Origin of the sequence: uncultured Martelella sp., assembly GCF_963677965.2 — a bacterium.
In the GTDB taxonomy this organism is placed as follows: Bacteria; Pseudomonadota; Alphaproteobacteria; order Rhizobiales; family Rhizobiaceae; genus Martelella; species Martelella mangrovi.
Map to the genome: position 1 here is coordinate 2,731,860 of NZ_CAXXFM010000001.1, position 24,228 is coordinate 2,756,087.

General features: G+C 61.3%; 22 protein-coding genes. 14 read left to right on the forward strand and 8 right to left on the reverse strand.

Annotated elements, in window-relative coordinates; all coding sequences use genetic code 11:
- Positions 1-17: 17 nt before the first annotated feature.
- From ACHZCU_RS12790 to ACHZCU_RS12815, 6 genes are all read left to right on the forward strand, one after another.
- Positions 18-656 (forward strand): NAD(P)-binding domain-containing protein, encoded by a 639-nt coding sequence (locus tag ACHZCU_RS12790; protein ID WP_319519077.1) that lies wholly within the window; start codon positions 18-20, stop codon positions 654-656.
- Positions 657-678: 22 nt separating this feature from the next.
- Positions 679-1,074 (forward strand): cupin domain-containing protein, encoded by a 396-nt coding sequence (locus ACHZCU_RS12795; RefSeq protein WP_106302553.1) that lies wholly within the window; start codon positions 679-681, stop codon positions 1,072-1,074.
- A gap of 157 nt (positions 1,075-1,231) precedes the next feature.
- Positions 1,232-2,596: an MFS transporter gene (locus ACHZCU_RS12800; RefSeq protein ID WP_319519078.1), complete on the forward strand. Its 1,365-nt coding sequence runs from the start codon at positions 1,232-1,234 to the stop codon at positions 2,594-2,596.
- A 287-nt stretch (positions 2,597-2,883) separates the two neighbouring features.
- Positions 2,884-3,522 (forward strand): glutaredoxin 2, encoded by a 639-nt coding sequence (gene grxB, locus ACHZCU_RS12805; RefSeq protein ID WP_319519079.1) that lies wholly within the window; start codon positions 2,884-2,886, stop codon positions 3,520-3,522.
- A gap of 290 nt (positions 3,523-3,812) precedes the next feature.
- Entirely contained in the window at positions 3,813-5,696 is a 1,884-nt protein-coding gene (locus ACHZCU_RS12810) for an ABC transporter ATP-binding protein (protein WP_319519080.1), read from the forward strand.
- Positions 5,680-7,575 carry an ABC transporter ATP-binding protein gene (locus ACHZCU_RS12815; RefSeq protein ID WP_319519081.1) on the forward strand — a complete coding sequence of 632 codons (1,896 nt, stop codon included), beginning with the start codon at positions 5,680-5,682 and terminating at the stop codon, positions 7,573-7,575. The genes ACHZCU_RS12810 and ACHZCU_RS12815 overlap by 17 nt, the downstream gene beginning before the upstream one ends.
- Before the next feature lie 25 nt (positions 7,576-7,600).
- On the opposite strand, the gene ACHZCU_RS12820 is transcribed toward ACHZCU_RS12815, so the two are convergent.
- Positions 7,601-9,409: a monovalent cation:proton antiporter-2 (CPA2) family protein gene (locus tag ACHZCU_RS12820; RefSeq protein ID WP_319519082.1), complete on the reverse strand. Its 1,809-nt coding sequence runs from the start codon at positions 9,407-9,409 to the stop codon at positions 7,601-7,603.
- Positions 9,410-9,511: 102 nt separating this feature from the next.
- Between ACHZCU_RS12820 and ACHZCU_RS12825 the strand changes: the two genes are divergently transcribed.
- The 7 genes from ACHZCU_RS12825 to ppa all read left to right on the forward strand — a co-directional run bounded on the left by ACHZCU_RS12825 (position 9,512) and on the right by ppa (position 16,098).
- The gene (locus tag ACHZCU_RS12825; protein WP_319519083.1) at positions 9,512-10,858 is read left to right on the forward strand and encodes a metallopeptidase TldD-related protein; all 1,347 of its coding nucleotides are present in this window, start codon (positions 9,512-9,514) and stop codon (positions 10,856-10,858) included.
- Between the two features lie 97 nt (positions 10,859-10,955).
- Positions 10,956-11,780, forward strand: a complete 825-nt coding sequence (locus ACHZCU_RS12830; protein WP_319519084.1) for a 3'(2'),5'-bisphosphate nucleotidase CysQ — start codon at positions 10,956-10,958, stop codon at positions 11,778-11,780.
- Between the two features lie 65 nt (positions 11,781-11,845).
- Positions 11,846-12,079: a DUF4170 domain-containing protein gene (locus ACHZCU_RS12835; protein WP_319519085.1), complete on the forward strand. Its 234-nt coding sequence runs from the start codon at positions 11,846-11,848 to the stop codon at positions 12,077-12,079.
- A gap of 259 nt (positions 12,080-12,338) precedes the next feature.
- Positions 12,339-13,730, forward strand: a complete 1,392-nt coding sequence (waaA, locus tag ACHZCU_RS12840; protein ID WP_319519086.1) for a lipid IV(A) 3-deoxy-D-manno-octulosonic acid transferase — start codon at positions 12,339-12,341, stop codon at positions 13,728-13,730.
- Between the two features lie 48 nt (positions 13,731-13,778).
- Positions 13,779-14,813 (forward strand): tetraacyldisaccharide 4'-kinase, encoded by a 1,035-nt coding sequence (gene lpxK, locus ACHZCU_RS12845; RefSeq protein WP_319519087.1) that lies wholly within the window; start codon positions 13,779-13,781, stop codon positions 14,811-14,813.
- A 111-nt stretch (positions 14,814-14,924) separates the two neighbouring features.
- On the forward strand, positions 14,925-15,431 hold the full coding sequence (locus tag ACHZCU_RS12850; protein ID WP_319519088.1) for a GNAT family N-acetyltransferase: 507 nt from the start codon (positions 14,925-14,927) through the stop codon (positions 15,429-15,431).
- A 133-nt stretch (positions 15,432-15,564) separates the two neighbouring features.
- The gene (gene ppa, locus ACHZCU_RS12855) at positions 15,565-16,098 is read left to right on the forward strand and encodes an inorganic diphosphatase (protein WP_106302523.1); all 534 of its coding nucleotides are present in this window, start codon (positions 15,565-15,567) and stop codon (positions 16,096-16,098) included.
- A 115-nt stretch (positions 16,099-16,213) separates the two neighbouring features.
- On the opposite strand, the gene ACHZCU_RS12860 is transcribed toward ppa, so the two are convergent.
- Positions 16,214-16,504, reverse strand: coding sequence for a YggT family protein (locus ACHZCU_RS12860; protein ID WP_181190667.1), 291 nt, complete (start codon positions 16,502-16,504; stop codon positions 16,214-16,216).
- A 141-nt stretch (positions 16,505-16,645) separates the two neighbouring features.
- On the opposite strand from ACHZCU_RS12860, the gene ACHZCU_RS12865 reads away from it, so the two are divergent.
- The gene (locus tag ACHZCU_RS12865) at positions 16,646-17,893 is read left to right on the forward strand and encodes an MFS transporter (protein WP_319519089.1); all 1,248 of its coding nucleotides are present in this window, start codon (positions 16,646-16,648) and stop codon (positions 17,891-17,893) included.
- A gap of 14 nt (positions 17,894-17,907) precedes the next feature.
- Here ACHZCU_RS12865 and ACHZCU_RS12870 read toward each other — a convergent pair whose 3' ends face one another.
- The 6 genes from ACHZCU_RS12870 to hemC all read right to left on the reverse strand — a co-directional run bounded on the left by ACHZCU_RS12870 (position 17,908) and on the right by hemC (position 24,187).
- Positions 17,908-18,612, reverse strand: a complete 705-nt coding sequence (locus ACHZCU_RS12870) for a glutamine amidotransferase (RefSeq protein ID WP_106302514.1) — start codon at positions 18,610-18,612, stop codon at positions 17,908-17,910.
- Entirely contained in the window at positions 18,609-19,094 is a 486-nt protein-coding gene (locus ACHZCU_RS12875; protein ID WP_106302511.1) for a TerB family tellurite resistance protein, read from the reverse strand. Before ACHZCU_RS12875 ends, ACHZCU_RS12870 begins: the two co-directional genes overlap by 4 nt.
- Positions 19,095-19,214: 120 nt before the next feature.
- Positions 19,215-21,080: a heme biosynthesis protein HemY gene (locus ACHZCU_RS12880; RefSeq protein ID WP_319519796.1), complete on the reverse strand. Its 1,866-nt coding sequence runs from the start codon at positions 21,078-21,080 to the stop codon at positions 19,215-19,217.
- Between the two features lie 21 nt (positions 21,081-21,101).
- A complete protein-coding gene (locus ACHZCU_RS12885; protein ID WP_319519090.1) occupies positions 21,102-22,424 on the reverse strand; it encodes a mitofilin family membrane protein in 1,323 nt (440 codons plus the stop codon).
- A 109-nt stretch (positions 22,425-22,533) separates the two neighbouring features.
- Positions 22,534-23,253, reverse strand: coding sequence for a uroporphyrinogen-III synthase (locus ACHZCU_RS12890; RefSeq protein WP_319519091.1), 720 nt, complete (start codon positions 23,251-23,253; stop codon positions 22,534-22,536).
- Positions 23,254-23,257: 4 nt separating this feature from the next.
- On the reverse strand, positions 23,258-24,187 hold the full coding sequence (hemC, locus tag ACHZCU_RS12895) for a hydroxymethylbilane synthase (protein WP_319519092.1): 930 nt from the start codon (positions 24,185-24,187) through the stop codon (positions 23,258-23,260).
- Between the last annotated feature and the right edge of the window lie 41 nt (positions 24,188-24,228).

The following is a 24,228-nucleotide window of genomic DNA, read 5'->3' on the forward strand; positions in this document are numbered from 1 at the left end:
GGCGCAAGGAGATCGACATGAACATCGCGATTCTCGGATCCGGCCTGATCGGGGCAAAGCTCGGTTCGCTTTGGGCGCAGTGCGGTCATTCGGTCACGTTCGCCTATTCCAGAAGTCCGCAAAAGCTGGAACGACTGGCAGAACAGGCGAATGCGGCGACGGCAACGGTCGCAGACGCCGTCAGGGGTGCGGATGCCGTTCTTCTCGCCGTCCACTGGTCGCGCGTCGACGATGTGCTGGGCCAGGCGGGTGATCTGGCCGGAACCGTTGTCCTGAACTGCTGCGTGCCGCTCAACGACAGCGACAGCGAACTTGTGGTCGGCATGACCACCTCCGGTGCGGAAGAACTGGCCCGAAAACGCCCGAAGGCGCGCTTGGTGTCGTGCTTCAATACCGTGCCGTCGGAGAGTTTTGCGAAGGTTTTTGCCCGCCGCACCCAGACCCCGCGTCCGAACCTTCTGGTTTATGGTGACGACAGCGGCGCAAAGGAACTGGCCGGCGGTTTGATCCGTGACATCGGTTTTGAACCGCTGGAAGCCGGCGGGCTCAGGACCGGCCGGTTTGTTGAACCCTTCGCCATGGTCACCGCCGAACTCGCCTATGGGCAGCCCGGCGGTGCCGCATTGGTCTATCGATTTGAAAAACTGAAAGATTGAACGTGTTTAAAGGAGACTTATCATGAAAATTATTCGTTCAGGATCCGCCCCTTCCATGAAAGGCCCGGAAGACTGGTTTACCGGCACGGTGCGTGTTGATCCGCTGTTTGCCGCCGAAGAACCCGGCCGCACCGGCGGTGCGCATGTCACCTTCGAACCCGGTGCGCGCACAGCCTGGCATACCCACCCCGCAGGCCAGACACTGATCGTCACCTTCGGCAAGGGCCGCGTTCAGCGCGAGGGCGGACCGATCGAGGAAATTTCGCAGGGCGATGTCGTCTGGTTCCCCGCTGAAGAAAAGCACTGGCATGGCGCAGCCCCCGAAACGGCCATGAGCCATATTGCCATTCAGGAAAGCATTGACGGTTCGCCCGTGACCTGGATGGAGAAGGTTTCCGACGCCGACTATAACGGCTGACGGAACCCGTCCGGGCGAGGACCTCGCCCGGGCTCTGCTGTCTTGAGGCAGCATGTGCGCACTGCGAGACAACAACCAAACCGGTGGTCGCGGCCAATAATCTGGCGATCACCGGTTTGTCTGTGCGTGATGACCTCCCGGAAAATCGGATACTGACTTGGAAAATACGACTGCAAGGGACAGCGCCGGTGCAACGCTGATCATTGTCGCGCTTGCGACCTGTCTGGCGCTGGTGGTTTTCACCGCGCCGCTGACGACACTGAACGCGATGACGCAGGGCTTAAGCCTTTCGGCCGGTGCGCAGGCCTGGGTGATGAGCGGCATGCCGCTGGGCGCGGCCGTCGGGCTGTTGACGGCCGGTGCGCTTGGCGACAGCCGCGGACGGCGGCAAACGTTTCTGGCCGGTCTGTGGCTGACGGCGGCATCGTCCCTCGTATCCGCTCTGGCCCCGAATGCCACTGTTCTCATTATCGGCCGTGTCCTGCAGGGGCTCGGCAGCGCCGGCATCATGGCTTGTGGTCTCGGGCTGATCGGGCAGGTTTTTACCGGCTCGCGTCTGAAATCCGCTGCCGCTGTCTGGGCTGCGGCTCTCGGCGCCGGGGTTGCCGTCGGCCCCATCATTGCCTCGCTGACGTTGGTCATCGGCGGCTGGCGCGCCGACCACTGGTTGATCGCGCTTGTGTCCGCAGCACTCGGGATCGCTGCGATGAAACCTTTGCCCAAAAGCTTCGGCGATCGGGCCCGGATCGATATTATGGGCTCAATCCTGCTGATGGCCGGGCTGGGGGCATTGCTGTCGGCGCTGACCGAGATCCGGCTGGGCCTGACGCTTTCTGTGGTGGCGCTTCTCGTTGCAAGCGTCGTCTTGCTTTACGTGTTCGTGCGGCTTGAGAAACGGGTCGAAAATCCGATCATCCAGCTTGCGCTGTTCCGCCGTCCCGATTTTGTCGGTGCAACGGTTGCCGCCTTTGCCTCGGGCGCGGGTGTGCTGGCGCTGATGACCATGGTGCCGACGGTGCTGGAGCGCGCCTATGGCATGAGCCCGATCGTGGCTGCGGTCGTTCTGCTGGGCTGGTCGGGGATCACGGCGATTTCGCCTTTCACCGCCCGTTTCCTGCCGGCTTCGCTTTCCTCCCGCAACCGGGTTCTTCTGTCGATGGCCGGGTGCCTCGCCGGGCAGCTCCTGCTGCTTCTGCTGACAGATGGCGCCGTCTGGTGGCTGGTTTTTCCCGGCCTTGTTGTTGCAGGCATTGCCAACGGCATTCTCAATGGCGCGCTGGGTCAGGCCGCCGTCGAAAGTGTCCCGCCCGAACGCGCGGCAATGGGCTCGGCGGCCAACAACACCGCCCGCTATCTCGGTTCGTCCATCGGCATTGCCATCAGCTCCGTGCTGATTTCCGCAGCCGGCAGTGAAGGCCTGTTTTTCGGCTGGTATGCCGCCATCCTGGCCACATCGCTTTTCACACTTGCCGGCATGGTCCTGATGTTCCGGTTCGGCCACCGTGCCGCGGCGGGCGGATAATCCGGCCGGCCATACCGCTGACGAACTCGACATTTCCGAAGTGCGCGCCATATTAACCCGTGGCCTGCTCCGGGCCGGCCCGCGCGCTATGATATGCGCAACGGCGCTGGCCGTTTGAGCAAGGCAGGCAGGGGGCTGGTGCGAAGGTGCAGACATGCTTACGCTGGCAGGCGTTGCTGTCGGTCGGCGCTTTCCTCCCGAAGCCGGCTCGCACGTGACTGACCTGAAATGCGACGGTGGTTCGCCGCAAGGCGTTCCGGTCACCGTCAAGCGGTAAGGAAATACCAATGAAGCTTTATGTTTATGATCATTGCCCGTTTTGCGTCCGCGCCCGGATGCCCTTCGGCCTCAAGAACATCCCTTTTGAACTCGCCTTTCTGCTCAATGACGATGAGGAAACGCCGATCCGGATGATCGGCAAGAAAATGGCGCCGATCCTCGAGGACGAAAACGGCTACATGGCCGAAAGCCTCGATATCGTTGCCAGGGTTGATGGCGTTTCCGGCGAACGCCTGTTTGACGGCACGCCACGCAAGGAAATTACCGACTGGCTCAGTGCCTGGGGCAGCACCATCGATGCGCTTGTGATCCCGCGCACGCCGGATCCGGTATTTCCCGAATTCAGAACCGAATCCGCCCGTGCCTATTTTACCGCGAAAAAGGAAGCGAATTTCGGCTCCTTCGATGCGCTGCTGGCCGAAACGGAGACGCACAAGGCCGAGATGCTGAAGGGACTTGCGGCGCTGGCCGGGTTCCTGCCCGATCCCGAGGGCGCGTTGATCGACGATATCATGCTGTTTCCGGTTCTGCGCGCGCTTTCGACCGTCCCGGACTTTGCCGTACCGGAGCCGGTCGAGGCCTACCGCACGCGCATGGCCGAACGCTCTGGCGTGCCGCTTGTTGGCGCACTTCGCAAGGCGGCCTGAGATGGCGGGAAGGCCGCGCCAGCAGGCGCGGTCTCCAATGCGGGCGGTGGCCCTGTGAAAGCAGCACTACGCAAAAAATGCGCTGCGCCCGGGCGACGACGCCTGCGATTTATGATAGGTTCGCAAGGACTCACATCGAGACATCGGACGTGCGGGAGAGGAGACCACGCGTTCCCGAAGGTCTTGCAGGAGAACAGTTTTCGCGTATCCGCGTTTTCCGTTCAGTTTTGCGTTTCTCCCCCGATTACCATTCTCCGCATTTTTGAACCAAGCCATTGGACGCAACTGCCGTGTCGAGCGAAGCCGCAACTGCCTCATTGAAACCCCGTGCCTCCAGCTTTTCATCCAAACCGTCGGACGTCTCCGAAGGGCTTGGCGTGCTCACCCGCATCACCAGGATGACCCTGGCCTATCCCTGGCAGGTCGGGCTTGCCGTTGCGGGAACTGTCGCTGCCGTCTTGATGCAGCTGTCGATCCCCCTGCTGCTTGGCCGCGCCGTCGATCAGGCCCAGCAGGTGATTACCGGCGGGACCCAGGGGCAGGCGGCCGAACAGGCGCTGTGGGCAACAGCCGGGATGCTGCTTTTCGTCAGCGTTGCGCGCGGCATCTTCACCATGGTGCAGAACTATTATGCCGAGTCGGTCGGCCACCATGTCGCCTACAAGATCAGGCTGATGTGTTATGAAAAGATCCAGCATCTGAGTTTCAGCTTTCACGGCCGGGTTCATTCCGGGGATCTGATCACTGTCGGCCTTCTGGATGTCGAGGGTGTGCGGATGTTCTTTTCCACCGGGCTCATACGCGTTGTCCTCCTCACGCTGCTGATCGGCATCGGCGCCTTCATGCTGCTGTCGACCGATCTTGTGCTTGGATTGCTGGCGCTGAGCTTTGTGCCGTTTGTAGGCTGGCGCTCGGCGGTCTCGCGGCTTCAGTTGCGGGCCGCATGGTTGCGGCTGCAGGAATGGCTTGCGGTGCTGACCCAGGTGATGGACGAAAACCTGAGCGGTATCCGCGTGGTCCGGGCCTTTGCCGCACAGGCTTTCGAACTGGCGAAGTTTGACCGCGCCTCGAAGGTGACGCTCGGCCTGCAGCACGAGCGCGTCGATATCCGCGTGCGCAATACCAGTGTCATGACGTTTTCCTTTTTCATTGCCATGGGGCTGGTGCTGGTCGTTGGCGGCTATCAGGTGAAGACGGGACAGACGAGTGTCGGCACGCTCACATCCTTTCTCACCTTCATGACCATATTGCAGATGCCCGTGCGCCAGATCGGCATGATGGTGAACTCGTTTGCCCGCGCCTCCACCTGCGGTTATCGCCTGTTCCAGCTTCTCGATATCGAACCGGATATTCGCGATGCCGACGATGCGAAGTCTCTGGATGTCAAAGAGGGCGTGCTGCGCTTCGACAATGTCGATTTTGCCTATCCGAATGCACCCGACCGGCCGGTTTTGAAGAAGGTCAGCTTTACCGCCCGCAGGGGCCAGACGATCGGCATTGTCGGCCCGCCGGGCAGCGGAAAGTCGACGATAGCAAGCCTTCTGCCGCGCTTTTACGACGTCACAGGTGGTGCAATCACCATCGATGGCCAGGATGTGCGCCATGTGACGCTGGAATCGCTCAGAAGCGCGGTCGGCGTGGTGCAGCAGGATTCCTTCCTGTTTACCACCACGATCGAAAACAACATCGCCTATGGCGATCCGTGGGCTTCCGATCAGCGCATCGAACGGGCGGCGGAATCGGCCCAGCTCCACAATTATGTGCTTGGCCTGCCGCAGGACTACAACACGGTTGTCGGCGAGCGCGGCGTGTCGCTTTCCGGCGGTCAGCGCCAGCGGCTTTCGATTGCCCGCGTGCTGATGCTCAGGCCGCCGATCCTGGTTTTCGACGATTCGACGGCAGCCATCGACGCGGGCACCGAACAGCGCATCCGCTCGGCCATGCACCGGATGGCGGGTGACAGCATCATGATCGTCATTGCCCACCGCCTGTCGTCGCTGATGCATGCGGACGAAATACTGTTTCTGGAAGATGGAGAGATCGTTGAACGCGGCACCCATGAGGCGCTTCTGGCAAAGGGCGGCCGCTATCACGCGCTTTACGAATTGCAGGTTCGCCCCGGTGACGAAATGCTGAACGAGATCGAGGAGGGCAGAGATGGCAACGCTTCGTGAAGCTGATGGAGCCGCCGGCGGCCCTGATATACGGCCGCCGCGCGCTGTTGTCGGGTCGCATCTCGACAGCGAGGAAATCATGTTCGGCAAGGTGTTCGACGGCAAGGTCGTCGGACGGATATGGGCTTTTGTCAGCCCCTATCGCCGTCAGATCATTTTGTCCGTGATCGCTGTACTGGTGTTCACCGCCACCCAGCTGATCCTGCCGCTGGTCATCCGTTATGCCATCGACCACGGCATGGCGCCGCAGGCGGAAGGGGGGCGACCGCTGGTTCTGGCCGGAATTGCCTTTGTCGCCGTCATCCTGATCAATTATGTGGCGTCCTATGTGCAGGAGAGCACGGTCGGCAAGACGGCGGAGAATGTGCTGTTCGATCTGCGCCGGGCGATGTTTGCCCATCTGCAGCATGTATCGCTGTCCTTCATGGACAAGACCGAGGTCGGCCGCCTGATGTCGCGCCTGCAGGGCGACGTCAACTCGATGCAGGAGTTTCTGGAAACCTCGGTACTGGCCGTCGGTGATCTGGCGCTTCTGATCGGCATCATCTTCGTGATGCTCTACCTCGATCCGCGTCTCGGGCTTCTGACGCTTGCCGTGATCCCGATCCTGTTTATCGTGCGGATATTCTGGCTGCCGCGGGCCCGCCGGGCGTTCATGGATGCGCATGAAACCAATTCGATCACCAATGGCGCGCTGGCCGAGGCCATCAACGGCGTTCGCGCCATTCAGAGCATGGCGCGCCAGAAGGTCAATTTCACCCTGTTCGACGACAAGGCCCATGCCAATCTTCAGACCCATCTCAGGGCGGCGCGCTTTGCCCAGATCATGGTGCCGATCGTCGATTCGCTGACCGGTTTCGCCATGGCCGTCGTCATCGTCGGCGGTGGCTCGCTGGTGCTCAACGGCAGCCTCGATGTCGGCATCATGGTTGCCTTCCTGTTCTACATCCAGCGTTTCTTCGACCCGATCCGCTCGCTGACCATGCAGTATTCCGTGATGCAACGGGCCATGGCATCGGGCCAGCGCATTATCGAGGTGCTCGATGTCGAGGTTGCCGTCCGGGACAAGGCCGGTGCCGAACCGCTGCCGCGCGACAATGACGGATCGGTGGTCTTCGACGATGTCGTCTTCGGTTACGCCCCCCGCCATCCGGTGCTCAAAAACGTCAGCTTCGAAGTCAAACCGGGTGAAACGGTCGCCCTTGTCGGGCCAACCGGCTCCGGCAAATCGAGCGCCATGGCTCTGGTCCATCGTTTCTACGATGTTCAGCGGGGTTCGGTGACCGTTGGCGGCCGGGATGTGCGTGACGTCACGCAGGAATCGCTTGGCCGCAACATTGCCATGGTGCTGCAGGAGCCGTTCCTGTTTACCGGCTCGGTTCTGGAAAACGTGCGCTACAACAAGAGCGAGGCGACCCGTGAGGATGTGATCGCGGCCTGCAAGACCGTCGGCGCGCATGATTTCGTCATGCGGCTTGAACATGGCTATGACACCGAACTTGGCCAGCGTGGCGAAAACCTCTCGCTCGGTCAGCGCCAGCTCCTGAGTTTCGCCCGCGCGCTGATTGCCGATGCGAAGATACTGGTGCTCGACGAGGCGACCGCCAATATCGATTCCTATACGGAAATGCTGATCCAGAAGGCGCTGGTCAAGCTGCTGGAAGGGCGCACGGGTCTGGTGATTGCCCATCGCCTCGCCACCATTCGCGGCGCCGACAGGATTGTGGTGCTGCAGGATGGCCGGATCGCCGAGACCGGCAATCACGATGCACTGATGGAGCAGGGCGGGCTGTATTCCCGGCTTTATAACCTGAACTATTCGTCCTTCGACGATCTGGCCGATGCCGACAAGGAGGAGGGGCCGGCTTCCACGACATGATCCCGGCGCGCTCCTCGCTCCTCACTCAGGCCATGTCCTTGCCGGTCACCTTCACCGTCGGGTCGAGGCGGTTGCGCTTCGGGCGCATCAGCGGTTCCGGGCTGACGGGATGGGTGTGCAGCATGTCGGAACCGGCCATGATGCCCTCGACCGCCTGAATTTCCAGCCGCTTGGCGTCGCGCTTGCGAATATCGTCGGTAATCGCCGTTGCTTCGTCCTCGCTGGTGCCGAGCGCGATCAGGGTCTCCTTGCCGAAGACAAGGCCGGATTCCAGCGTCTCGCGCATTTCGAATTCCACGCCGCGCTGGCGCAGCGCCAGCGTGTGGCCCCGGTCATAGGAGCGGGCATAGATATGTGCGCGCGGGAAATTCTCCTGCACCACGTCGATGACACGATCGGTGATTTCACGCTTCTGGGTGCACACGGCCACGATCTTGGCCTTTTCGATGCCGGCTGCAACCAGCACCTCCTTGCGGGTGCCGTCGCCGAAATAGATATGGAAGCCGAAGGCGGACGCCTGACGGATGCGCTCGGCCGAATAGTCGATGATGGTGACATCACGACCGCTGGCGAGCAGGATCTGCGCGGCAATCTGGCCGAAGCGCGAGAAACCGACCATCAGCACATCGGCATCGGCGCCGTCGAAATCCTCCTCCATCTCCTCGTGGCCCTCATAACGGGTGGTGAGCCGCTCGGCCATGCGCACGCATAGCGGGGTCGCGACCATCGAAAGCGTGACCACCGCGATCAGCACCGAGGCGGTTGCATTGGAGAGGATACCGGCGGCTGCTGCCGTCGAGAACATCACGAAACCGAATTCGCCACCCTGCGGCAGAAGGGCGGCAATGCGAACGGCATCATCATGAGCCGATCCGGCAATCCGACAAAGCCCGTAGATGACGGCCGCCTTGACGGCGATCAGCACCGGCACGGCAATGATGATCAGAACAAGGTTTTCGTAAACGACGTCAAGTTCGAGAGAAAGGCCCACGGCGATGAAGAAGATCGAGAGGAACACGCCTCTGAACGGTTCGATGTCGGCTTCCAGCTCGTGCCGGTAGGAGGATTCGGCAAGCATGACGCCGGCCAGAAATGCGCCCATTGCCATCGACAGGCCAACCATCTGCATGGCCATGGCCGAGCCGATGACAAGAAACAGTGCGGCCACGATCATGACCTCGCGCGCGCCGGTGGCGGCGATGATCTGGAAAACCGGCGTCAAGATGTAGCGACCGGCGGCGATCATCAGCGCGATGACCAGAAGCGCCAGTGCGGCGCTGGTCAGCATGTCGGCCGTGCTCGCCTCTTCAACGCCGCCGCCCAGAATGCTGGCAAGGGCGAGAAGCGGGACGATGGCAATGTCCTGAAACAGCAGCATCGAAAAGGATCGCTGGCCGTAGCGGGTGTTGACGTCGCCGCTGTCATCAAGGATCTGCATGGCAAAAGCCGTGGAGGACAGCGCAAGGCCGAACCCGGCGATCACTGCCGCGCTCCAGTTGCCGACACCGCCGAAAAAGGCGAGCGGCACCAGTATGGCGCCGGTGACGACCACCTGGGCGAGACCGAGGCCGAAAATATCCTTGCGCATGGTCCACAGCCGCGCAGGCTTGAGTTCCAGCCCGATGATGAACAGCAGAAAGACGATGCCGAGTTCGGCGACGTGGAGGACCTCTTCGCCATTGGTGATGCGCTGCAGGACCGGGCCGATGATGACGCCGCCGGCCAGATAGCCGAGCACTGTTCCGAGCCCGAGCCGCTTGAAGATCGGCGCGGCTATGGTGGCTGCACCCAGCATCCACACGGTTTCGGTAAACAGGCTCTGCGAAGTCGCCATATGATGGTCCCAGCGTGATAAGAAAAAGGATGGCCCGGGTGAACGGTACTTGATGCGATGGAAAGTGAACAATAAATGGAAGCGCAAGGAAAGGCCAATGCCATGTCATCGAATAAACATTCCGGTCAATTGATCGAAAGTGCGGCGCGGATCGTCGAGGTCGCGAAGCGGAAAGGTGCGGATGCAGCCGATGTGGTTGTCTCCGAAGGCGTATCGAACAGTGTTTCGGTGCGCGACGGTGCGCGCGAAAACGCCCAGGCATCCGAAAACCGCGGCTTTTCGCTGCGCGTGTTTTCCGGCGCCAGAGTGGCAAGTGTCTCGACCAATACCGATGACGATGTCGAAGGTCTGGTCGACCGCGCGCTGGCCATGGCGCGGGTATCGCCGGAAGATCCCTATGCCAGCCTTGCCGACAAGGACCGGCTCGCCCGAGACGCGGCCGATCTCGAACTTTATGATTCGACTGCGGTTTCCACCGAAGCTCTTGCGGAGCGTGCGCTGGCAGCCGAAGAGGCTGCGCTGGCGGTTGACGGCGTGACCAAGAGTTCCGGCGCCGGCGCCGGGCATGGCGAGATTGGTTTCGCGCTGGTGACGTCGGACGGGTTTACCGGTGGCTATCGCCGTTCCTATTTCTCGACTTCGGTTTCCGTCGTTGCCGGTGAAGGCAGCAGCATGCAGCGCGACCATGATTATGATGCGCGCGCACATAACAGCGATTTGCGTCTGCCGGAGGAGATCGGCCGGCAGGCCGGCGAACGCGCGGTTGCGCGGCTTTCTCCGCGCCAGATGGAAACCCGCCGTGGCGCTTCGGTGCTGTTTGAGGCAAGACAGGCGCGAAGCCTCGTTGGTCATCTGGCCGGTGCGATTTCCGGCTCGGCCGTTGCCCGCAAGACCAGCTTTCTGCGTGACAGCCTTGGCAAACAGGTGCTCAGATCAGGGATCGACCTGATCGATGATCCGGCGATTGCGCGCGGCGCAGGCTCCCAGCCCTTCGATGGCGAAGGTGTCGAAAGCCACCGGCTGGCGATGGTCGAAGACGGCATTCTGCAGCAATGGTTCCTGTCGACGGCGCTCGGGCGCGAACTGGGCTTCGAGACCAACGGACGCGGCACGCGTTCGGGCAATTCGCTCTCGGCCTCGCCGACCAATCTCAGCCTCGAGCCGGGTGACAGGACGCCGGAAGAACTGATGAAGGAAATCGGCAGCGGTCTTTACGTCACCGAACTGATCGGTCAGGGCGTCAACATGGTCACGGGAGAATATTCCCGCGGGGCCAGCGGTTTCTGGATCGAAAACGGTGAAATCGCCTATCCGGTGGCGCAGGTGACGATTGCCGGAAACCTGAAGGACATGTTCATGGCAATGACGCCGGCCAGCGATATCGACCGGCTTTACTCGATTGCCGCGCCCAGCATTCTGGTCGAAGGGCTGACACTTGCCGGGCGCTAGTCGTCCGCCACGCTGAATTTCAAGACGATACCATCTCTTCTTTGCACGTCCGGTCAGGCAGGCCGGATCACGAAACCACCCGGAAAGGCAGATACGATTGACCGAGGATGAAACCGCCAGCAGGGACTGGTCTGCCGATCTGGCGCTCATCGAGGCGGCAGCGGGGGAGGCGGGTGCGCTTGCGCTTTCCCATTTCGGGCAGGACCCGCAAGTCTGGTGGAAGAATGGCGGTCAGTCGCCGGTGAGTGCTGCGGACTATGCCGCCAATGAATGTCTTGAAGCCCTTCTGAGGAAGGCGCGTCCCGGCTACGGCTGGCTTTCGGAGGAAAGCCGCGACGATCTGAGCCGCCTTGAAGCGGAGTGCACATTCGTCGTCGACCCGATCGACGGAACGCGCGGCTTTCTCGGCGGCAAGACAAACTGGGTGGTCAGCGTCGCCGTTGTCAGCGGCAACCGCCCGGTTGCAGGGGTTCTGGTGGCGCCGGCGCTTGGCGATGTCTATACCGCGATGGAAGGCGGTCCGGCGCTTTGCAACGGAAAACCGATCACGACCTCGCTTGCCGATGGCGAGACCGGCAGCGACCCGCTGGAGCTCTGTCTTCCGGCCAGCCTTGCCGGCCGGTTCGACGCGGCGTTCAGCGCCCGGTTGAGGCGCTCTGCCTATATTCCGTCGCTGGCCTACCGGCTTGCACTGGTGGCCGAAGGCCGGCTCGATGGCACGCTGGTGAGGCCGAATTCGCATGACTGGGATCTCGCCGCTGCCGATATCATTCTGGCGCGCGCCGGTGCCGCGCTTCTGGATGATGACGGCAAGGCGCTTTGCTATAACCGACCCTCGGTGCAGCACGGCACGCTGTTTGCCGGCAACCGGCAACTTGTCGGGACGCTGTTGCGTCAATTCGGCCCGTCCCGGCAATCTTGACAATAACATGCAAACCCGAGACACCATGATCGCTCAAATCTGGGCAACAAAAAGTGAGGCTCAAAATGGCTGATACAGTCGAAAACAAACAGCTCCTGCATCTCGTCTTCGGCGGAGAACTGGAAAGCCTGAAGGGCGTCAAGTTCTCTGACCTCGACGCGCTCGATATCGTGGGCATCTATCCCAACTACGCCAGCGCCCATGTCGCCTGGAAATCCAAGGCCCAGCAGACCGTCGATAACGCCCATATGCGTTACTTCATTGTCCACCTTCATCGTCTGCTCGATCCCGAAGACTGACCGCCGGCTGCCGGTTCTCCATCTTTTTGCCGCATGGCTGTGGTTTTGCTGGTATACGCGCAATTCAGCTGTATTATTTTAGAATAATACTAAATTACTTCACATTTCTCGTGGAAATTGTATGGCTGGACGATTTTTTTGAAATTGTATGCATGCCACATATTCCCGCTTGATGATACTTGTGTGTATATATGATTCGCGTAGTGGTAGCGGTGCGGCTGCCTGTCCTTAGGTTTTGAACGGGGATGCGGAATAAGATATGAAAACTGGCATATCAGTTTGGTTCGCCCAAAACGGGTATTGGCTGGGAGGAATTCTCGGCTATCCGCTGCTGAAGCCTGTACTTTATTATCGCGTCAGAAAAGGCAAGGAAGAGCGCGCCCGTATCGGTGAGCGCTTCGGACGGACAGCGGTTGCGCGGCCGGATGGCCCGCTGGTCTGGATTCATGCTGCCAGTGTCGGTGAGACACTGGCGGTTTCTCAAGTGATCGAAAGCATACGGGATTACGGCATTTCCATCGTGCTGACGACAGGCACGGTCACATCCGCACGGCTTGCGGTTGAACGTTTCGGCGACAACGTCATCCATCAATATGTGCCGCTCGATGTGGTCCCGGCCGTTTCACGGTTTCTCGACCATTGGCGTCCGGATCTGGCGATCAACGTGGAAACGGAGGTCTGGCCGACCACCATTTCCGAACTTGCCCGCCGCAAGATCGCGCAGATTATCGTCAACGGCCGGATTTCCGACCGTTCCTTCGAGCGCTGGATGCAGCGGCGCGAGCTTGCCCGAACCTTGTTTTCGCGTTTTTCGCTGGTGATGGCCCAGACCGACCTCGATGCCGAACGGTTTGCCGATCTCGGCGCACTGCATGTTCAGGTGACGGGCAATCTCAAGGTCGACCGCAGCGCGCCGCCGGCCGATGATCAGGTTGTTCAGCTGCTCCGGCAGGCCATCGGCAACCGGCCGGTATGGGCGGCGATTTCGACATTTGATGGTGAGGAAGATATTGCCGGCAACGTGCATGTTGCCTTGGCAAAGCAGCATCAGGGACTGTTGTCGGTCATCGTTCCGCGCCATCCCGATCGCGGCGACGCCGTGGCGGCCCAGCTCGCCGGCAAGGGCCTGAAGGTCTGCCGCCGCTCTCTCGGCGAAGTGCCGACGGATGATGTCGATGTGCTCCTCGGCGATACGATGGGGGACATGGGCCTCTACCTGCGTCTGAGCGAAATCGCCTTTGTTGGCCGCTCGATGACCGCCAGGGGCGGGCAAAATCCGCTTGAGCCGGCCATGCTGGGCACGGCTGTGCTCACCGGGCCCTATATCGAAAACTTCCGCGATACCTACAAGCAGCTTCGCCAGCACGGCGCGGTGCGCACCGTTGACGGCGCGGAGGCGCTGACGCAGTCTGTCGATCTTCTTCTGCGTGACGAAGAGGCGCGCAATCACATGATTTCCGCCGGCTATGCGGGTGTGCGGGACATGCGCGGGGCTCTGGTCCGGACCATGAAGGGGCTGGAACGTTTTCTGGCGCCGCTCAGGCTGGAGGCCCGTTTCTTTGCGCGGCCGAGACCGGTTCCGGAGAAAAAACACGCCATCAACATCCAGGAAAAGATCGCGAACGGGGATCTGCGCAAGGCTCTTCGCTAAAGGCTCTTGCCCGTCTGTCGCGTCGCCGAAACGGAGACGGTCATATCCATGCTGAAAGCGGGGTCATTCTGGTGGCGGGACGGACATGTCCTGAGCCGACTTTTATGGCCGTTTTCCTGCGTTTACGGTGCTATTGCGGGGCGGCGGATGGCGCAGGCGCAAGGCACGGTCGTTTCGGTTCCGGTGCTGTGTGTGGGCAATTTTACCGTTGGCGGGACCGGCAAGACGCCGATTGCGGAGAGGCTTGCCACAGCGGCGGCGTCGCAAGGCCGAAAGCCCGGTTTCGTGCTGCGTGGCTACGGCGCCAGGATCACCGAAGCGCTTCTGGTGGACCCAGCGCGCCACACCCATGCCAATGTCGGCGACGAGGCGCTAATGCTGGCACGCACCGCGCCCGTGGCGGTGTCGCCGGCCAGGGTCGATGCCGCGCGGCTTCTCGAAAACGAGGGCGTTGATTTCATCATCATGGATGACGGTCTGCAGAGCGGAAAGCTCCGGCCTGATCTCTCGGTGGTGGTCGTGGATGTAAAGCGCGGCTTCGGCAATGGTTATTGCCTGCCTGCCGGACCGCTCAGAGCGCCGCTTTCAGCGCAGTTTCCGAAAGCCGATACCATTCTGCTGAATGGAGAGGGGGACAAGGCCGGCGTGGTCATCGACCTTGCCGGTGCAGCGGGCGTGCCGGTCGAGCATGTGCGCCAGCAACCCGTGGGCGAAGCAACACGGCTTTCAGGCCGCAAAGTGCTGGCCTATGCCGGGATCGGCGATCCGCAGAAGTTTTTCGACACGCTGGAAGCGCTCGGCGCCGACGTCGTGGAAGGCGTTCCGCTTGCCGATCATGCCCCGATGACGACCGCGCTGGCGCGAAAACTGCTTGACCGCAGCGGGCGCGATGACCTTCTGCCCGTCACCACGGCAAAGGATATGGCACGGCTTTCCGGTGTGCAGGAAACCGAAATCGCAGCGCTGCGGGACATCAGCGCCGTCCTGGAAATCACTGCCGTTTTCAGGGACGATGCAGCGCCCGAGCGGCTGGTCCGGGCCACTATCGATGCCTTTGCGAAACGATTTGACGCCACGCCGTAACGCCTTGCTTGGGTGACGTAAGCCGGGCCCGCTCGATTTTGTGTGGGCATTCGGCTTTGTTTGTCGTATTCTCGCCATGTGCCGAAACCAGAATATTATCGGTAGGCTGCGATGAGAATACTGTCTGGCGATGTGCGCCCCGCGGAAGCGGACGATGCGGAAAAGATTGCGACTGTTCACTGGCGCGCATGGCAACATACCTATGCCGGCGTCATTCCGCACCGCGCGTTGCAGGAGATGATCTCGGAACGCAACATGGCATGGTGGCGCAACGCCATCGCGAGTGAGGAGACGCTTCTGGTGCTCGCGGTTCAGGGAGAGCCGGTCGGCTATGCCAGCGTCGGGCTCAACCGAGTGAAGACGCTGCCCCAGGAAGGCGAAATTTACGAAATCTATCTTCTGCCCGAATATCAGGGGCTGGGCTTCGGCCGGGAACTGTTTGCCGAGGCGCGCGGGCTGTTGCAGTCACTGGGCTGCAAGGGCACGATCTGCTGGAGCATCGATACGCTCGATCAGGCGGCCCTGTTCTTTTCCGGTCTTGGCGGCACGCCGCTGGCCTTCGCCGAGACACGTTATGGCGACCGTCAGATCGGCAAGATTGCCTACGTCTGGGATTGACGGCAGATTACCTGCTTTTGTGCACCGCACAGACCTTCGCGCCGCGAAATTGGCAGAAGTCATTTCGCGTTATTGCTTTGTCGGGCCAAGTTGATTATCCAAGGCGCGATATTTTCCCTGTTTGGAGGCACGAATGCGTATTGAAGCGATTTCCATCGGCAACAACCCGCCGGACGATATCAACGTTATTGTTGAAGTGCCGATGGGCGGCCAGCCCATCAAGTACGAAATGGACAAGGACGCAGGCGTTCTGGTCGTTGACCGTTTTCTCTATACGCCGATGATGTATCCCGGCAATTACGGCTTTGTGCCGCACACGCTGTCCGACGACGGCGATCCGATCGACGTCCTGATCTGCAACTTCCGTCCGCTGATGCCCGGCTGCGTGATCAATGTCCGCCCGATCGGCGTGATGATGATGGAAGACAATTCCGGCAAGGACGAAAAGATCATTGCCGTTCCCTCCCAGGAAGTCAGCGCCCGCTTCGACAAGGTGGAAAATTTCACCGACATTCCGGAAATTCAGCTGAAGCAGGTCGAGCACTTCTTCGAACACTACAAGGATCTGGAGCCCGGCAAGTGGGTCAAGATCTTCGGCTGGCACGATGTCAACGAATCCAAGAAGCTGATCGTCGAAGCCATCGAACGCGCCAAACAAAAGGGCTGAGCCCTTTGATATCATAACGGCCGATTGACCGTCTTTCGGCCGTTATTGGCTCGCGGTTCGCCTGCCGCACCGTCATGTCCGGGATCGATCTCCCGGACATTTCTGTGTCGGGGCCTCAGTAAAGACGCGGGATCACGCCCGTCAGGATCAGGCGCTGCAGGAAGAACACGATCAGCAGCACGATCACCGGCGAAATGTCGATACCGCCGAGGTTCGGCAGGAAGTTGCGGATCGGGCGATAGACCGGCTCGGTGACGGCGTAGAGCGCACGGCCGATCGAATTGATGAACTCGCTGTGGGCGTTGATGATGTTGAACGCATAGAGCCAGGAGAATATGGCGCTGGCGATGATTACCCACTTATATATCTCAAGTGCGTAGAAAATCGTCTCGAATAGCGCGATCATGAATAACTCCTGTTTTTTCCTTGCAATTATTTAGACATTCAAATCTAAACGGGCAAGGGGGGGACGGTTTTCATTGGTTTTGATCGATCGAAGACCGGTGACGGCCCTGTTTCTCGTCTTTTCCGGAAAGCCTGAATACAGATGCTCAACTCAGAGACCGGCGCGCGTTTCGATGCCTTTCGCCACCGAGCCTATGCTCTCTATTTCTTTTCGCGTTTCCTCGGCACATTTGCCGTCCAGATCGTTTCGGTCGCTGTCGGATGGCAGATGTATGACGAGACCGGAAACGCCTTCTATCTTGGCCTGATCGGGCTGTTTCAGTTCCTGCCGTCGCTGTTTCTCACACTGGTGACCGGCACGGTTGCCGACCGCTACAACCGCCGCATGATTGCTGCGGTCTGCTTCGGCGTGGCGACGGCCTGCGCCGCGACACTGCTGACGATCACGGTCCTTGGCCTCTTTTCTCCCTGGCCGGTCTTTGCATTGCTGGTGGTCTTTGGAACCGAACGCGCCTTTTCCGGCCCTGCGCTGCAGTCACTTGCGCCGAATCTTGTGCCGGAAAAGGACCTGGCAAATGCGATCGCCTGGAATTCGTCGTCATGGCAGATCGCCTCGATTGTCGGGCCGGTGGCCGGCGGTTTGCTCTATGGCGGCGGCGCAGCCCTTGCCTATTCGACCGCCCTTGTGTTTTTCGCAGGTGGCACGGTGCTGATGGTCATGGTGCCGAAGCCTGAAAGCCGCAGGCCGCATACCGCCGTATCTGTGGAGAGCATCCTCGCCGGGTTCCGTTTCATCACCTCGGAAAAGGTCGTGCTCGGGGCCATTTCGCTCGATCTCTTCGTGGTCCTGCTTGGCGGTGCGGTGGCCCTGATGCCGGTTTTTGCGCGCGACATCCTGGAACTCGGCCCCTGGGGGCTTGGCCTGTTGCGTGCCGCACCGGGTGTCGGCGGGGTGCTCGTCGCGCTTGTGCTTGCCAGCGTACCGATCCGCCACCATGCCGGTTATTACATGTTTGCCGGCGTTGCCGTGTTCGGCCTGTCGACCATTGTCTTCGGTCTTTCGGCAAGTCCGTGGATCTCGATTGCAGCCCTTGCGGTCATGGGCGGGGCGGACATGATTTCAGTTTATGTGCGCGAAACCCTGATCGCGCTGTGGACCCCGGATGAGCTGCGCGGCCGCGTCAATGCCGTCAACATGGTGTTTGTCGGCGCCTCCAACGAACTCGGCGAATTCCGTGCCGGTTCCATGGCCCATGTCATCGGTGCGGTGCCTGCCGTGCTCTTCGGCGGCGTCGGTTCGCTGGCCGTTGCCGGCATCTGGGCGATGAAGTTCACCAAGCTCAGGAAAATCGACAGTCTGGAAACGCCCGATCATCTTGTCGGTCGGTAGGGCTGCCGTCAGGTTCAGCCGGCTTCCTCGAAGACGATATCGAGGAAACCGTCGAGCCAGGCTTTCAGCGCGCGATCATGCAGCATGCGGCCTTCCAGATGCTGATTGCCGGGCTGGGCCTTGGGCAGCGTGAAACGGCTTGCGCCATGCACCACCCAGCGCTGCATCATCATCCGGGTCAGTTCGGCGTGAAACTGTACGCCGTAAGCCTTGTTGCCGTAGCGATAGGCCTGGTTGGGGTAGAGATCGCCGCGCGCCAGCAGTTCGGCCCCGTGCGGCAGTTCGAAGCCTTCGCGGTGGAACTGGTAGACCATGGACGGCCACTGTTTCATCAGCAGGCGGCCATTATTGGTGGCCTCGATCGGGTACCAGCCGATTTCCACCGACTCGTCATGATTGGCATAGACCTTGGCGCCGAGGTGACGCGCCAGCATCTGCGCACCGAGACAGATGCCGAGAAACGGGCGGTTTTCCTTCAGCGGAATATCGAGCCAGTCGATTTCGCGCCGGACATAGTCCTCATTGTCATTGGCGCTCATCGGACCGCCGAAAACCACGGCGCCGGAATGGTCCGCCAGTGTTTCCGGCAGTGGATCGCCGAGGGCAGGGCGGCGGATGTCGAGGGCAAAATGCTTCTGCATCAGGAGCTGGCCGACCCGGCCGGGCGTCGAGCGCTCCTGATGGAGAATGATCAGAACAGGTTTTCTTCTGTCGGTCATTGGGTGTTGATGTCTTTCTCGTCCGAAATCGATGCACGCTTCAAGGCATCCTGCCGTTCCAGCACGCGGTCACGGCCCGAAACGCCGATCAGCTCGGCAATGCGCCACACGACATTGTCTTCCATCTCGCTGCGGCTGCCATCGGCATAGGCGATGTCCCAGAGCAGGCCGATCAACTTGATGCGCTGGTCTTCATCGAGATGCCGTTTCACATCGGAGGTAAAGCGGTAGAAATCGACAGCCTCGCTGCCGGCTTCCTCACCGGCTGCAATCAGATCGTCCAGACCGGAACCACGCAGCCCGTACTGGTTTTCCATCAGCTCCCTGAGGCGCTTCTGTTCGCTTTCGCTGATCACGCCATCGGCTTCCATCACCTGATAGCAGAGCGCGACCACGGCAACGCGGGCATCATTCGGCCGGTCATTGCCGTCCTCGGCGTCAGTGGTGATGTCCTGCAGGAACCTGCTGATTTTTTCGAACATACGGGAAAATGCCTTGCTCTTGGATCGGAAAACATCATGGCGCGCGGCCGGTCATTCGCCAATAGGCGAATTGCACCCGCACGGTCAAATTACAGTTATGATAATTGTTATGGCAGGTCTTCAGAAAAACCTGCGTTTTTTCGGTGGCGGTGCATCGTCGTCGTCACTGTCGGAAATGCCGGGATCATCGGGTGTTCGGCCTCCGAAAGGCGAAAGGCCGGACTTTTCATCGGTGTCATCATCCGTTTCATCGGCTCCGCTTTCGGCCGGGCGCGGCGGGGCAATGTCGTCTTCCGCCGTCTGCGCGGTATCGGATGCGTCTTCCGTTCCGGAAGCAGCTGCAGAGGTCTCGGCCTCTTGCGGTTTTGCCGGTTGCGGCTTTTCTTCGTCATCCTCAACGGCTTTTGCGTCGCGGTCCGTTTCTTCCGTATCAGTGATATGCGCAGCTTCGGCAACGGCTGCAGGGGCTGCGGCTGCGGCGTCGATCACCGTCGGCCCGGCCGGCCTGTCACCGGTCGGCGCTTGCGGTTCATCGCTTGCGCTGGCCTCTGCTTTGGTCTCCGCGGCGTCATCGAAGATCGGCGCGGTGTCGTCGGCGGGCTTTTCCTCATCCGGCTTGACGCCGCCGACGGGCGGCAGGCTTTTCAGCGCTTCATCCAGACGCGATGCCGATCCTTCCTCGACCGGGCCTTCGATGGCGCCGTAAGGCACCTTCCATTCGAAGGCATCGAGCTTGCCGGTTGCCGGCGAATAGGGGCGCCAGTATTCCGAAACGAGACCGTCGGCGACCCAGGTCGGCTCGCGTTCGGCGCGCAGCGCCTGAGCCATCCAGTGGCGTATGCGTCCCTGATCGCCGGTTTCGGCTTCCTCGACATCGGCCAGCAGCAGGAAGGCGCTTTCGCGCGATTGCATGCGGGCTGCGGCTTCCGCCTTGGTTCGCGCTTTTTCGAATTCGCGGGCGTCCAGCGCCGCGCGGGCAACCACCATCAAAGAGATCGGGTTGTTGGGCTTCATCCCTTCAAGCTTTTCGGCCCGCTTCAGACGGTCGACGGCGGTGTCGCCGCCGCGTGCCCGCACGTAAAGCGCGCCGGTCTGCGGATGCGGTTCCTTCTTCCACACCATCTCCAGAACACCGGCCGATTTCCTGAGATTGCCCTGCGCAAGATAGGCCTTGGCGGCGATGATCGCGGCGGGGTGGAAGTCGTCGCGCAGCTTCAGCGCCTGAAGCGCATCGGCGGCCGCGCCCTTCTGGTCGGTATCGAGCTTGCTTTCGGCGCGAGCCGTCAGCAGCACGGCCTTGAGGCGGGCGGATTCCTGTTTGTCGGTCACCTTGGCGGAGCGCTGCTGGTCGAGCAGGCGAATGGCATCGTCCCAGCGGCCCTGTCGGGTGCGGCTTTCAAGCGTGGCCTTCGCCGCCCATGCGAGATAGGGCGCCTTGTCGGCCGCGCGTTCGGCATATTGCTGTGCCGCTTCATCGGCGCCAACCCGTTTGGCTTCGAGATAAAGGCCGCGCAGGCCGAGTTCCTGCGTCTCCGGGTCGTCGGCCATGGTTTCAAACAGTTGCCGGGCCTTGTCGTGGTTGCCCTCGATCAGAGCCACTTGCGCGTCCAGCACGTGGATCAGCGGTTCCTGATCGACACTGAGCAGGGCATGCGCGCGGGTGCTCATCTTGCGCGCCATCACCAGATTGCCGGAACCGGCCGCGATCAGTCCGGTGGAAATCGCCTGATAGCCGCGATCGCGTTTGCGGGCACGGAAATAGCGGCGCACGCTGTTGGGCGAGGTCCACAGCGCACTGATCAGCCACCATACCACCATGACCACGAAAATCAGCGCGATCAGCAGTGCAAGGGCTGTGGTCAGCGGGGTCTGGAACAATTGGCCCTGCCATGTCAGCGTCAGTTCCCCGGGGCGGTCGGCAAGCCATGCGAACCCGAGTGCGAAGGCGAGAACGGCGATCAGGAAAAACAGCAGTCCGATGAGCAGTCTGATCATATCGTACCCTCCTTAATTGGCCGGCGTGGACTGGGGGGCGGCAGCCGGTGCGCCGGCGGTGCTGCCGAGCGCGCTCGAAAGCGTTTCCGACACCAGTGCATCGGCCTTGATGCGGGCAGACAATGCGTTTTCGAAATCCGCCGAAACCGTTTTGGCGTCCTCCGGCAGGGTTTGCCACTCCTGCTCGGCCTGCTCGAGATTGCCCAGTTTCAGGTTGTTTTCGATGCGCGCGACAATCGCCGGCGTGCTGTCGCCCTCGACATCGCCGACGGGGCGGACATTGACGAGGCCCTTGGCGCTGTCGACCAGACGGTCGAAGATGCCGGTATCGGGCGGCGGCTGGTCGGCGGCTGCGATGATGCTGTTGGCAATTGACGAAAACTGCTCGGTGAGCGCCTCGCGCGTCGGCACGCCGCTTGCCGCAAGCGATTTGAGGGCGGAAAGGTCGGTGCCCTGCGGCGCCACCTGCGCATAGGTGGAAAGCGCCGTTTCGAAATTCTGCCCCCGGTCGATGGCCGATTTCAGACCGGCGGCCGCAATGGCACGCGCCACGGCGAGATCCTTGCCGGGCGTGTTCACCTTCTGCTCGAGCGCTGTGAGTTTTTGCTGCATGGTCTGTTGGGCGGAACCGATATCGCTTTTCAGGGTCTCGTTTTCCTGGGCAAGCGATTGCAGGCGGCTTGCATCGGACTGCACGGTAGACTGCAGTTTTGCGACCTGCTGCTGAAGGGCGGCAACGCTGTCACTGCTGTCGCTGCCGGAAGACAGGTTTTCAACCTGGCTCTTGAGCGCCGAAAGGTCGGACTGAAGACTGCTGACGGCGTTCGACTGATCGCCGGATTTCAGCGCCGTGATCTCCTGGCGCAGGGACGCAAGCTCGTCCTCAAGCCCGTCGGAGGATGAGGAAAGCGGGCCCAGCAGGCCGGCGTAGGAAAGCGCTGCGGCGCCGGCAAGCGCAATGATGCCGCCGGCAACGCCTGCGGCCAGAAAAGCGCCAATGCCCGGGCCGCGTTTGCCCTGCGGCGTTTCGTCTGCCGGCGGCGGCGGCGGCGGGGCGGCATTGCCGTCGCCGGATGCCGTCTCGGGCTTGTCATCACCCGCTGCGGTTTCGTCTGTTTCGCTGTCCGTTCCGGCGGGCGTTTCTTCCGCACCATGTTCTTCATGACGCTTGATTGCGGCTGCGACATCGGCCATCGCCGTCTTGACGGCGGCGTCATTCTCCTCCGGTGCAACAGGCGGCGTGCCGGCTTCGCGGCCGGCCTCATCTGCTGGCGTCACGGCGTTTTCGTCGTGTTTTTCGTTCTTCGGGGGCTGTGACGGCGTGTCCGAAACCATGGGTACCTCTTTTGCGCTTGCTGCCGCTAGGTTAGAGGGCGCGCGCTGTTTAGAAAAGATATTTGTGGCGTTGTTGTTCCCTGCCTATGCAAAAGCGGGGACAAAACCGTCAGTTCAAAAGGGCAAGCAGGCTGGTTTCATCCGGCGTTTCGGCAATCCGCACGGCCGATGACATTGCCTCCGGAATGGCTGCGGCAACCGCTGCGCTCAGGCACAGAAATTGCGGATGAAGGCCGAATTCCGCCATCAATTCGCAGCGGACAAGATCGAAAAAGCGGGATGCCCCTGCCGTCGAGTAAAACAGAACCGCATCCGGCTTAGCCTTTTTCAGCAGTGTTTCGGCCTGTGCCGGGACATTGATGGCCGGTTGCATGACATAGACTGTCACCGTCTCGAAGTCGACCTTGAGCCTCTCAAGCGCCTGCTCGAAAAACGGCGCTCGCGGACAGCCGGCAAGATAGAGAAGCGGCGCGGCCCGATCGAAATCGGAGGCGGCGATGGTTTCGGCAAGACGTTCTCCGTTGCCACTGCCTTCTATAACACGGGTAAAGCCCGCCTTCCTTGCGGCCTCTGCCGTCTTCTTGCCGACGGCGAACACCGGCCGGTCCTTCATCGACGTTGCGTCGCGGTCGGCAACGACATCATGAAGGGCTTCGGTGCTGGTGACCGCCAGTGCAGACCAGTAACCCGGCCCGATGCTTCTGCGCGCCGCGCCCTCGGCATGGACCGGCCGGAACAGCGGAAGCTGAAAGGCCTGGTGCCCCATGGCCTCAAGACGCGCGCAGGTGCGCGCTGCCTTTGCCTCGGGACGGGTCACCAGAACACGCATCGTGTCATGTCCAGTCTTCGAAAAAGCCGGGACCCGCGCGTTTCTTCAGCGTTTCTCCGGCCCAGCGACCGAGCTTTTCGGCCTCGGTCTGCATGCCGTCAGTGACGATGTCGTGCGCGGTTTTGCCGTCCGGCGTCAGGATCATCCCGGAGAAGGAAATACGCTCGTTGAAGCAGCGGGCGTAAGCGGCAATCGGCGTGCGGCAGGAGCCATCGAGCGCGGCCAGAAACGCGCGTTCGCAGGAAACCGCAATGGCCGTATCCTCGTCATTGACCGGCGCCAGCAATGCGTCGATGCGGGCGTCGCCGCTGCGTTGCTCGATGCAGATGGCGCCCTGGGCGGGGGCGGGCAGAAAGTCACGCACGCTTAAAACCTCGGTTGCCACGTCCTCCATGCCGAGGCGCTGAAGCCCGGCATTGGCGAGAAACGTGCCATCGACTGCGCCGTCTGCAAGTTTCTGCAATCGGGTCTGCACCGAACCGCGGAAAATCACCACTTCGATATCCGGCCGCAACCGGCGAATCAGCGCCTGTCGCCTCAACGATGAAGAGCCGACGACGGCGCCCTGGGGCAGATCAGCGAGTTTTTTGACGTCCCGGCCGATAAAGGCATCGCGCGGGTCGGCGCGCGGCAGGAAGGTGGAGAGTTCGAGCCCGTCCGGCAGGGCCGTCGGCATGTCCTTTGACGAATGCACGGCGAAATCGAGTTCACCGGAGGTGAGCTGTTCTTCCAGCTCTTCGGTGAAAAGTCCCTTGCCGCCAATAGCCGACAGCGCCCTGTCGGTGATCCGGTCGCCCTTGGTGGAAAGCACCACGATCTCGAACATGTCTTGCGAAAGATCATGCGCGGCCATCAGCCGGTCGCGTGCTTCATGGGCCTGAGCCAGCGCCAGCGGGCTGCCGCGCGTGCCGATCCTGTAAGGTTTCGTTTGCATCCTGCGTCCACCGTTGTTACCGGAGGTGTCGTAAACCGGAT

What these genes read in the sequence shown, in the direction of transcription:
- ACHZCU_RS12860 (WP_181190667.1), bottom strand. Translation starts at nt 16,504, where the DNA reads ATGATCGCGCTATTCGAGACGATTTTCTACGCACTTGAGATATATAAG.
- ACHZCU_RS12795 (WP_106302553.1), top strand. Translation starts at nt 679, where the DNA reads ATGAAAATTATTCGTTCAGGATCCGCCCCTTCCATGAAAGGCCCGGAA.
- ppa (WP_106302523.1), top strand. Translation starts at nt 15,565, where the DNA reads ATGCGTATTGAAGCGATTTCCATCGGCAACAACCCGCCGGACGATATC.
- grxB (WP_319519079.1), top strand. Translation starts at nt 2,884, where the DNA reads ATGAAGCTTTATGTTTATGATCATTGCCCGTTTTGCGTCCGCGCCCGG.
- ACHZCU_RS12850 (WP_319519088.1), top strand. Translation starts at nt 14,925, where the DNA reads ATGAGAATACTGTCTGGCGATGTGCGCCCCGCGGAAGCGGACGATGCG.
- ACHZCU_RS12890 (WP_319519091.1), bottom strand. Translation starts at nt 23,253, where the DNA reads ATGCGTGTTCTGGTGACCCGTCCCGAGGCAAAGGCAGCGCGCACCTGC.
- ACHZCU_RS12865 (WP_319519089.1), top strand. Translation starts at nt 16,646, where the DNA reads ATGCTCAACTCAGAGACCGGCGCGCGTTTCGATGCCTTTCGCCACCGA.
- hemC (WP_319519092.1), bottom strand. Translation starts at nt 24,187, where the DNA reads ATGCAAACGAAACCTTACAGGATCGGCACGCGCGGCAGCCCGCTGGCG.
- ACHZCU_RS12820 (WP_319519082.1), bottom strand. Translation starts at nt 9,409, where the DNA reads ATGGCGACTTCGCAGAGCCTGTTTACCGAAACCGTGTGGATGCTGGGT.
- ACHZCU_RS12815 (WP_319519081.1), top strand. Translation starts at nt 5,680, where the DNA reads ATGGCAACGCTTCGTGAAGCTGATGGAGCCGCCGGCGGCCCTGATATA.
- ACHZCU_RS12870 (WP_106302514.1), bottom strand. Translation starts at nt 18,612, where the DNA reads ATGACCGACAGAAGAAAACCTGTTCTGATCATTCTCCATCAGGAGCGC.
- ACHZCU_RS12835 (WP_319519085.1), top strand. Translation starts at nt 11,846, where the DNA reads ATGGCTGATACAGTCGAAAACAAACAGCTCCTGCATCTCGTCTTCGGC.
- waaA (WP_319519086.1), top strand. Translation starts at nt 12,339, where the DNA reads ATGAAAACTGGCATATCAGTTTGGTTCGCCCAAAACGGGTATTGGCTG.
- ACHZCU_RS12790 (WP_319519077.1), top strand. Translation starts at nt 18, where the DNA reads ATGAACATCGCGATTCTCGGATCCGGCCTGATCGGGGCAAAGCTCGGT.
- lpxK (WP_319519087.1), top strand. Translation starts at nt 13,779, where the DNA reads ATGCTGAAAGCGGGGTCATTCTGGTGGCGGGACGGACATGTCCTGAGC.
- ACHZCU_RS12825 (WP_319519083.1), top strand. Translation starts at nt 9,512, where the DNA reads ATGTCATCGAATAAACATTCCGGTCAATTGATCGAAAGTGCGGCGCGG.
- ACHZCU_RS12875 (WP_106302511.1), bottom strand. Translation starts at nt 19,094, where the DNA reads ATGTTCGAAAAAATCAGCAGGTTCCTGCAGGACATCACCACTGACGCC.
- ACHZCU_RS12885 (WP_319519090.1), bottom strand. Translation starts at nt 22,424, where the DNA reads ATGGTTTCGGACACGCCGTCACAGCCCCCGAAGAACGAAAAACACGAC.